This window comes from Shimia sp. R9_2 (genome assembly GCF_017743735.1).
In the GTDB taxonomy this organism is placed as follows: Bacteria; Pseudomonadota; Alphaproteobacteria; order Rhodobacterales; family Rhodobacteraceae; genus Shimia.
In genome coordinates this window covers 105,586-115,193 of sequence record NZ_JAGHRO010000012.1, presented here as the reverse complement: position 1 = coordinate 115,193, position 9,608 = coordinate 105,586, and the positions used below count along the sequence as shown (strand labels likewise).

7 protein-coding genes are annotated in these 9,608 nt (G+C 57.6%); 1 reads left to right on the top strand and 6 read right to left on the bottom strand.

The window, feature by feature from the left end:
• The 4 genes from J7400_RS20165 to rpsL all read right to left on the bottom strand — a co-directional run.
• The coding region (locus tag J7400_RS20165; protein WP_229802302.1) for a GTP-binding protein at positions 1 to 127 on the bottom strand (127 nt) is incomplete at its 3' end.
• Between the two features lie 54 nt (positions 128 to 181).
• Positions 182 to 2,299 carry an elongation factor G gene (gene fusA / locus J7400_RS20160; RefSeq protein WP_209065896.1) on the bottom strand — a complete coding sequence of 706 codons (2,118 nt, stop codon included), beginning with the start codon at positions 2,297 to 2,299 and terminating at the stop codon, positions 182 to 184.
• 21 nt (positions 2,300 to 2,320) lie between these two features.
• Complete coding sequence (gene rpsG, locus J7400_RS20155) at positions 2,321 to 2,791, bottom strand: 30S ribosomal protein S7 (RefSeq protein ID WP_132861092.1); 471 nt, start codon at positions 2,789 to 2,791, stop codon at positions 2,321 to 2,323.
• Between the two features lie 15 nt (positions 2,792 to 2,806).
• A complete protein-coding gene (gene rpsL / locus J7400_RS20150; RefSeq protein WP_054000841.1) occupies positions 2,807 to 3,178 on the bottom strand; it encodes a 30S ribosomal protein S12 in 372 nt (123 codons plus the stop codon).
• 342 nt (positions 3,179 to 3,520) lie between these two features.
• On the opposite strand from rpsL, the gene J7400_RS20145 reads away from it, so the two are divergent.
• Positions 3,521 to 4,321: a putative rhamnosyl transferase gene (locus J7400_RS20145; RefSeq protein WP_209065908.1), complete on the top strand. Its 801-nt coding sequence runs from the start codon at positions 3,521 to 3,523 to the stop codon at positions 4,319 to 4,321.
• On the opposite strand, the gene J7400_RS20140 is transcribed toward J7400_RS20145, so the two are convergent.
• Positions 4,297 to 5,178 carry a DMT family transporter gene (locus J7400_RS20140; protein WP_209065909.1) on the bottom strand — a complete coding sequence of 294 codons (882 nt, stop codon included), beginning with the start codon at positions 5,176 to 5,178 and terminating at the stop codon, positions 4,297 to 4,299. The two genes, J7400_RS20145 and J7400_RS20140, sit on opposite strands and share 25 nt — an antisense overlap.
• A gap of 166 nt (positions 5,179 to 5,344) precedes the next feature.
• A complete protein-coding gene (gene rpoC, locus J7400_RS20135; protein ID WP_209065895.1) occupies positions 5,345 to 9,592 on the bottom strand; it encodes a DNA-directed RNA polymerase subunit beta' in 4,248 nt (1,415 codons plus the stop codon).
• Positions 9,593 to 9,608: the final 16 nt, after the last annotated feature.

Genomic DNA, 9,608 nt, shown 5'->3' with positions numbered 1-9,608 from the left:
CGTACGCTTTGAAGTCACCAAACTGTTTGGTGATCGCGGCGGTCAGCGTGGTTTTGCCGTGGTCAACGTGACCAATGGTGCCGATGTTGCAGTGCGGTTTACTGCGCTCAAACTTTTCCTTAGCCATGATGGCCTCCTTGATGTTGAGAAGGGAAGCGGGCAGCCCGCTTCCCAAATTTCGTTATGCGTATTTCGCTTGGATCTCGTCGGAGATGTTCTGCGGAACCGGATCGTAGTGGTCGAACTGCATGGTGAACTGGGCACGGCCGGAAGACATCGAACGCAGGTTGTTGATGTAACCGAACATGTTGGCCAGAGGCACAAATGCGTCGATCGCCACGGCGTTGCCGCGAGGCTCCTGACCGGACACCTGACCACGACGGGAGGTGAGGTCACCAATGATGCCACCGGTGTATTCTTCCGGAGTGATCACTTCCACTTTCATGATCGGCTCAAGCAGTTTCGCGCCGGCCAGTTTCATGCCTTCGCGCATTGCCATACGAGCTGCGATTTCAAAGGCCAGAACGCTGGAGTCCACGTCGTGGAACTTACCGTCGATCAGAGCAACCTTGAAGTCGATCACAGGGAAGCCAGCCAGAGGACCGGAGTCCATGACGGACTGAATGCCCTTTTCAACACCCGGGATGTATTCCTTCGGAACAGCACCACCAACGATGCGGCTTTCGAAAGAGTAGCCCTCACCCGCTTCAGTCGGCATGATTTCCATTTTGACTTCAGCATACTGACCGGAACCACCGGACTGTTTCTTGTGGGTGTAGGTGTGCTCGATCGCCTTGGAGATCGTTTCACGGTATGCCACCTGCGGCGCACCGATGTTGGCCTCAACCTTGAACTCACGCTTCAGACGATCCACGAGGATGTCCAGGTGAAGTTCGCCCATACCCTTCATGATGGTCTGACCGGACTCGATGTCGGTCTCAACACGGAAGGATGGGTCTTCGGCTGCCAGACGCTGCAGACCCTGAGACATTTTCTCTTGGTCAGCTTTGGTCTTTGGCTCAACAGCGATTTCGATCACCGGATCCGGGAAGGTCATGGTTTCCAGAACCACCGGATCGTTGGTCGCGCAGAGCGTGTCACCGGTTGTGGTGTCTTTCAGACCCGCCAGAGCGATGATGTCACCTGCGAATGCTTCGGTGATTTCTTCGCGGTTGTTGGAGTGCATCATCATCATACGACCGATGCGCTCTTTCTTACCTTTGGTGGAGTTGAGGAGCGTGTCGCCCTTGTTCAACTGACCGGAGTAGATCCGGGTAAAGGTCAGGGAGCCAACAAACGGGTCGTTCATGATTTTGAACGCCAGGCCGGAGAACGCCATGTCGTCGTCTGCACGACGCGCGATGTTACGCTCTTCGGTTTCGTCACCCGGTGCGAAGCCCATGTAATCAACAACGTCCAGTGGGGACGGCAGGTAGTCGATCACAGCGTTAAGCAGAGGCTGAACACCTTTGTTCTTGAACGCAGAACCGCCCAGAACCGGAACGAAAGACAGAGACAGAGTGCCTTTGCGCAGCAGTTTGCGCAGGGTTGGCACGTCAGGCTCTTCGCCTTCCAGATAGGCTTCCATGGCATCGTCGTCTTGCTCGACGGCGTTCTCGATCATCTTGCCGCGCCATTCGTCGGCCAGATCTTTGAGTTCGTCGCGAATAGGTGCCTTGATCCAGGACGCGCCCAGATCTTCACCCTGCCACAGCCACTCTTCCATGGTGACCAGGTCAACCAGGCCTTCCAGCTCGGTTTCTGCACCGATTGGGAAAGCGATTGGAACAGCGGTTGCACCGGTGCGGTCTTCAATCATGTTCACACAGTTGAAGAAGTCAGCGCCGATTTTGTCCATCTTGTTGACGAACACCATACGCGGAACCTTGTAGCGGTCAGCCTGACGCCACACGGTTTCGGTCTGAGGTTCAACACCAGCGTTGGCGTCCAGAACACAGACGGCACCGTCGAGAACCGCCAGAGAACGTTCAACTTCGATGGTGAAGTCAACGTGCCCAGGGGTGTCGATGATGTTCAGACGGTGCTTTGGCGTATCAGCGGATTTGCCATCTTCGGTGCGCTCCCAGAAAGTGGTCGTCGCAGCGGAGGTGATGGTGATACCACGTTCCTGCTCCTGCTCCATCCAGTCCATGGTGGCTGCACCGTCGTGCACCTCACCGATGTTGTGGGATTTGCCGGTGTAATACAGGATGCGCTCGGAACAGGTGGTTTTACCTGCGTCGATGTGCGCCATGATACCGAAGTTACGGTAATGTTCGAGCGTATATTCGCGTGCCATTGGTCTAATGTCCTCTGGGCTTTACCAACGATAATGGCTGAAGGCTTTGTTAGCTTCTGCCATCTTGTGAGTGTCTTCGCGCTTCTTAACGGCGGTACCGCGGGAGTTCACGGCATCCAGAAGTTCACCGGCCAGGCGTTCTTCCATGGTGTTTTCGTTGCGGCCACGCGCAGCACCAATCAGCCAACGGATGGCCAGGGCTTCGCGGCGCTCAGGGCGCACTTCGACCGGAACCTGATAGGTGGCACCACCCACACGGCGGGAGCGAACCTCAACCGATGGTTTGATGTTGTCGAGTGCTTCGTGGAACACTTCAACAGGGGCGCGCTTCACCTTGTTTTCAACGCGGTCCAGCGCGTTGTAAACGATCTTTTCGGCAACAGATTTCTTGCCGTCGATCATCAGGTTGTTCATGAATTTGCTCAGTACCTTGTCGCCAAATTTGGCGTCAGGCAGAATCTCGCGTTTTTCGGCGGCGTGACGACGTGACATATCAGCCTCTCCTTCTTACTTAGGACGCTTCGCGCCGTACTTGGAACGACGTTGCTTACGGTCTTTGACGCCTTGGGTATCCAGAACACCACGCAGGATGTGATAACGGACACCCGGAAGGTCTTTTACACGGCCGCCACGGATCAGAACCACGGAGTGTTCCTGAAGGTTGTGGCTTTCACCTGGGATGTAAGAGATCACTTCGTAACCGTTGGTCAGGCGCACCTTCGCAACTTTACGCATAGCGGAGTTCGGTTTCTTAGGCGTGGTGGTGTACACACGTGTACATACACCGCGCTTCTGAGGGCACTGCTCCAGGTGCTGTGACTTGGAGCGCTTGATTTTAGGCTGACGCGGTTTGCGGATCAGCTGCTGAATCGTTGGCATAGGGTCTCTTTCCTATTGCTTCCATTATGCGCGGGGCGAGCCCCACACGGTTTTCGTTTTTTCTGCACATGATGTTGCCACATGCGCAAAAACCGCATTCGTTCCCATTCCGAGGCGAACGACGCGGTGGAGTCTCAGAGGTTGCGGCCTTCAAAGTAGACCGGAACTTGACCACTACAGGTATGAAACGGCGTTGGGCACACTGCTCCCATTGCCGGATGAGCGCGCGTATATTGGGAGTCGGAGCACTTGTCAACAGCTGCCCCCCTGTTGCGCTGGCCCGCCGCTGCTGCCAAGGTGCGGCCAGCAGGAAATAAGGCGCGTAAGATGCACAGCAAAGACATGCAGGTGATTGGCCTGTGCCGGTTTTCATACCCGGCATTGGGCGGGTTTCAAGTGGAACATGAGAGCATCGAGGACCGCATTGCCTTTCTCTATCAGGAGCACCGGCTGGAGGAGCGCTTCAAACTGTTTGAGGCCATCGCCCTGCCCTGCCTGCGGGAACAGACCGACCAGAATTTCGAGCTGATCGTGGTGATTGGTGACAGCCTGCCCAAGCGCCACAAAGAACGGTTGCATGACATCACCGCCGACCTGCCGCAGGTCCGCATTGAGGCCCATCCGCCCAAGCCGCACCGCCCGCTGATGAAAGAGATCATCAACCGCGCGCGCAAGGACATGAAAGCGCCCTGCCTGCAGTTCCGCCATGATGATGATGACGCCATCTCGTTGGATTTCTTTGAACGGCTGCGCGCGGCGGTGGACGATGTGCCGGGGCTGTTGCGCGACAATGCCACCGTGGCGTTTGACTGGAACCGGGGCTACATCGCGGAGATGAGTGCGGCTGGCATTGCAGCCACCGACACAGTGCGCAACCTCTATGTGGCCGCTCTTGGCATGTATGTGCGCGGCGGCGTCTCCCATACCATCATGAACTTTCGCCACGGCATCATGAACCAGCATATGCCCACGGTCTCTTTCACCGACGCGCCCATGTGGCTGCGCACCCACAACGGCTATAACGACAGCCGCCAGAAAAAGGTGAAACCGGTGCCGGTGGAACCGCTCAGCGCCGCGCAGGAGGAAGAATACCGCCTGCGCTTTGCGGTGGATGCGGATCAGGTGCGCGCGCTCTTTGCCTGAGACAGACGCCGCCCGCGGATCAATGTGAAGACCCCGGCGGCCACCACAATCGCGGCCCCGGTCAGGGTGATCGGATCGGGCCAGTCGCCAAAAACCACATAGCCCAGCATCAGCGCCCACAGCAGGCTGCTGTAGCGGAAAGGCGCGATAAAGCTGATCTCGCCCACGCGCATCACCAGCACCGAAAACAGATAGCCCCCCAGAATGAACACCGCCGCTCCGGTGAGCAGCATCCACTGGCGCAGATCCATCACGACCCACTCAGAGCCGAGGCTCGCCACTCCGGCAAAGAGCATCACTCCCAGCGAGGCCACAAGGGTCACGGTCAATGAGGGCACATCAGAAGACATCTTGCGTGTCGCCAGATCGCGCAGCGTGACAAACCCCACCGCCACCAGCGCATACAGTGCGTATTGATCAAAGCCATCCGGCCCGGGGCGCACAATCAGCAGCATCCCGCAAAAGCCGGCGGCGATGGCCGAGGCGCGCCGCCAGCCGACCGCTTCGCCAAAAAACAGCGCCCCGCCAAGGGTTACGGTCAGCGGCAGGATCTGCAAAACCGCCGTCATATTGGCAATCGGCATGTGATAAAGCGCCGTGATAAAGAAATAGGCCGCGCCGATTTCAGAGAGCGTGCGCAGCGCCACCAGCCCCCAGTCATGGCGCGACAGCTGCCAACGCAGTTTGCCAAGGGATTTGGCCAGCAGATAAATCAGCGCACTGGCAACCACACCGCGCAGAAACAACATCTGAAACAGCGGCACATCCGGCCCCAGCGACTTCACCATGGTGTCGTTGAACGTAAAGGCCGCCATGGAGCACATCATCAGAAGCGCGCCCTTGGTGTTGTCTGACATCGCCATGGACCGCCCTCCCCGTTTAGCAACCGCGCGACGTTAGGGCCGAGCGCGGGATTTGCCAACCCCGGGGGTTCCTCTTGCCCCAAATATCCTCGCCGAAGGCAAAAGGGCCCCCGGCTCGATGCCGGGGGCCCTTTTTAATCATCATTCAGTCTGAGAGGTCTCAGTCGAAGTCGCGGCTTTCCGGTGTTTCCACCAGACCGCTGTCAAACACGTCCTCGGCGGTCACATCATCGGTTGGCGCGGCCAGACGTGCGGCGGCTTCTGCCTCCTCACGGCGGGCTTCGATCACCACATTGTCGCGCTCAGACGCGATGCGGCGCACCTTCTGCGTGGCCCCACCGGTACCGGCCGGGATCAGACGACCCACGATGACGTTCTCTTTCAGGCCGACCAGCTTGTCTTTCTTACCTTGGACAGAGGCCTCGGTGAGAACACGGGTGGTCTCCTGGAACGATGCCGCGGAGATGAAGGAACGGGTCTGCAGCGACGCCTTGGTGATACCCAGCAGGATCGGCTCACCCTGAGCAGGACGACGGCCTTCGGCCAGTGCCTTCTCGTTGGCGGCGTCAAACTCGGCCTTCTCAACGTGCTCGCCTTTGAGCAGCGTGGTTTCACCAGAATCCTGGATCTCCCACTTCTGCAGCATCTGGCGCACAATCACCTCGATGTGCTTGTCGTTGATCTTCACACCCTGCAGTCGATACACGTCCTGCACTTCGTCGATCATGTAGTCCGCCAGCGCTTCAACACCCATGATGGAGAGGATGTCGTGCGGTGCCGGGTTACCGTCCATGATGTAGTCACCCTTCTGCACGAAGTCGCCTTCCTGCACAGGGATGTGTTTGCCCTTGGGCACCATGTATTCCACGGTTTCCTGGCCTTCATCAGACGGCTCGATCGCGATGCGGCGCTTGTTCTTGTAGTCGCGGCCAAAGCGCACGTAACCATCGATTTCCGCGATGATTGCGTGGTCTTTCGGACGACGCGCTTCAAAGAGTTCGGCCACACGAGGCAGACCACCGGTGATGTCCTTGGTCTTGGCGCCTTCACGCGGGATACGCGCGACAACGTCACCGGCCTGAACGTCCTGACCGTCTTCGACAGACAGAATGGCGTCCACGGACATCGGGTAGTGTACCGGGTTGCCAGCATCGTTGCGCACAGGCTCACCATCCGCGTCCACAAGGATCACTTCCGGCTTGAGCTCATTGCCCTTCGGTGCGGCGCGCCAGTCAGACACGATCTTCTGGGTCATACCGGTTGCGTCATCGGTTTCGTCACGCACCGACAGGCCGGTGATGAGGTCAACGAACTTCGCTTTACCATCTTTCTCCGCGAGGATCGGGAGGGTGTATGGATCCCATTCAAACAGCTTGTCGCCGCGGGCGATGACCTGACCGTCCTTGACAAACAGCTTGGAGCCATAACCCACTTTGTGGTTTGCGCGCTCGTCGCCGTCTTCGCCTTGGATGATCAGCTTCATGTTGCGGCCCATCACCAGAGCTTCGCCTTTGGCGTTCTCAAGGATGTTGGCGTTTTCAAAGACGATCGTGCCTTCTTGGCTCGCTTCGAGGAACGACTGTTGGCCACCCTGCGCAACACCGCCGATGTGGAAGGTCCGCATCGTCAGCTGTGTACCAGGTTCACCAATCGACTGCGCCGCGATGATGCCAACGGCCTCACCGGTGTTGACCATGGTGCCGCGTGCGAGGTCACGGCCATAACACATGGCACAGACGCCCTCTTCGGCCTCACAGGTCAGCGGGCTGCGGATGCGGGCGTTCTGAACACCTGCTTCGTCGATGGCGTCCGCCATACGTTCGTCGATCAGCTGACCATGGGCCACCAGCACTTCATCGCTGCCCGGCTTCATGATGTCCTCAGCCGCAACACGGCCCAGAACACGCTCTGCCAGCGAAGAGACAACCTCACCGTCGTTCACAGCCGCTTCGGCGTTGATCGCAGCATCAGTGCCACAATCGTGCATACGCACGATGCAGTCTTGCGCAACGTCCACCAGACGACGGGTCAGGTAACCCGAGTTCGCCGTCTTAAGCGCCGTATCGGACAGACCCTTACGGGCACCGTGGGTAGAGTTGAAGTACTCCAGAACGGTCAGGCCTTCTTTAAAGTTCGAGATGATCGGGGTCTCGATGATGTCGCCGTTCGGCTTCGCCATCAGGCCGCGCATCCCACCCAGCTGCTTCATCTGAGTGACCGAGCCTCGCGCACCGGAGTGCGCCATCATGTAAACGGAGTTTGGTTCCGCTTCGGCCCCGTTCTCGTCAGTCTGACCCGCCGAGATGGTGTTCATCATCGCGTCGGTGACTTTGTCGTTACACTTTGACCACGCATCGACAACTTTGTTGTACTTTTCGCCCTGAGTGATCAGGCCGTCCATGTACTGCTGTTCGAAGTCTTTCACCTGATCACGGGTGTCATCCACGATGGTCCACTTGTTGTCGGGGATCACCATGTCGTCTTTACCAAACGAGATACCCGCCTTGAACGCTTCACGGAAGCCCATGGTCATGATCTGGTCACAGAAGATGACGGACTCTTTCTGACCGCAGTAGCGGTAGACGGTGTCAATCACGTTCTGCACGTCTTTCTTACGCAGAAGCTTGTTCACCAGCTCAAACGGCGCCTTGTTGTTCTGCGGCAGAAGTGCGCCCAGACGCACACGGCCCGGGGTGGTTTCAAAACGCTGAACAACTTCCAGACCGTTCTCGTCGATCTGCGGGATACGGGCGTGGATCTTGGCGTGCAGGTGAACCACACCGGAATCCAGCGCGTATTGCACTTCCTCGATGGAGGAGAAGACCATGCCTTCACCCTTCATGCCTTCGCGCATGATGGTGGTGTAGTAGAGGCCCAAGATCATATCCTGAGACGGAACGATGATCGGTGCACCGTTGGCCGGCGACAGAACGTTGTTCGTGGACATCATCAGAACACGGGCTTCCAGCTGTGCCTCAAGGCTCAGCGGCACGTGAACAGCCATCTGGTCCCCGTCAAAGTCCGCGTTAAACGCAGAACATACGAGCGGGTGCAGCTGGATCGCTTTACCTTCGATCAGAACCGGTTCAAACGCCTGAATGCCAAGACGGTGCAGCGTTGGCGCACGGTTCAGCATGACAGGGTGTTCGCGGATCACCTCATCCAGAATATCCCAAACTTCGGGACGCTCTTTTTCCACCAGTTTCTTGGCCTGTTTCACAGTGGAGGACAGACCTTTGGCTTCCAGACGGGAATAGATGAACGGCTTGAACAGCTCGAGCGCCATCTTCTTGGGAAGACCACACTGATGCAGCTTGAGTTCCGGACCGGTCACAATCACCGAACGGCCAGAGAAGTCGACGCGCTTACCCAAAAGGTTCTGACGGAAACGACCCTGCTTACCTTTCAGCATGTCAGAGAGCGATTTCAGCGGACGCTTGTTGGCGCCGGTGATCACGCGACCACGGCGGCCGTTGTCAAACAGCGCATCCACGGATTCCTGCAGCATACGCTTTTCGTTACGCACGATGATGTCAGGCGCACGCAGTTCGATCAGACGCTTCAGACGGTTGTTCCGGTTGATCACACGACGATAGAGGTCGTTGAGGTCAGAGGTCGCAAAGCGGCCACCGTCCAGCGGCACCAGCGGGCGCAGCTCTGGCGGGATCACAGGGATCACGGTCAGGATCATCCACTCTGGACGGTTGCCGGACTCGATGAAGCTCTCAACCACTTTCAGACGCTTGATGATCTTCTTGGGCTTCAGCTCACCGGTGGCTTCGGCCAGATCAGCGCGCAGCTGGTCGGCTTCGGCTTCCAGATCGATCTGCGCCAGCATCTCACGGATCGCCTCAGCACCGATGTTGGCGGTGAAAGCGTCCATGCCGTATGCGTCCTGCGCATCCATGTACTCTTCTTCGGTCAGCATCTGGCCGTATTGCAGGTCGGTCAGACCCGGCTCGATGACAACGTAGTTTTCAAAGTACAGCACACGTTCCAGATCACGCAGGGTCATGTCCAGCATCAGGCCGATGCGGGATGGCAGCGATTTCAGGAACCAGATGTGTGCCACTGGCGCGGCCAGTTCGATGTGGCCCATACGCTCACGGCGCACTTTCTGAAGGGTAACTTCAACACCACATTTCTCGCAGACAACGCCGCGATACTTCATGCGCTTATATTTGCCGCAGAGACATTCGTAGTCTTTGATCGGGCCAAAGATACGCGCACAGAACAGGCCGTCACGCTCTGGCTTGAACGTACGGTAGTTGATGGTTTCCGGCTTTTTGATCTCACCGTAGGACCACGACAGGATCCGCTCAGGAGACGCGAGAGACACTTTGATCTCGTCAAACGCCTTTTGCGGTGTCAGCGGGTTGAACGGATTGTTCGTCAATTCTTGGTTCATTTTGGTACCTCAAAGG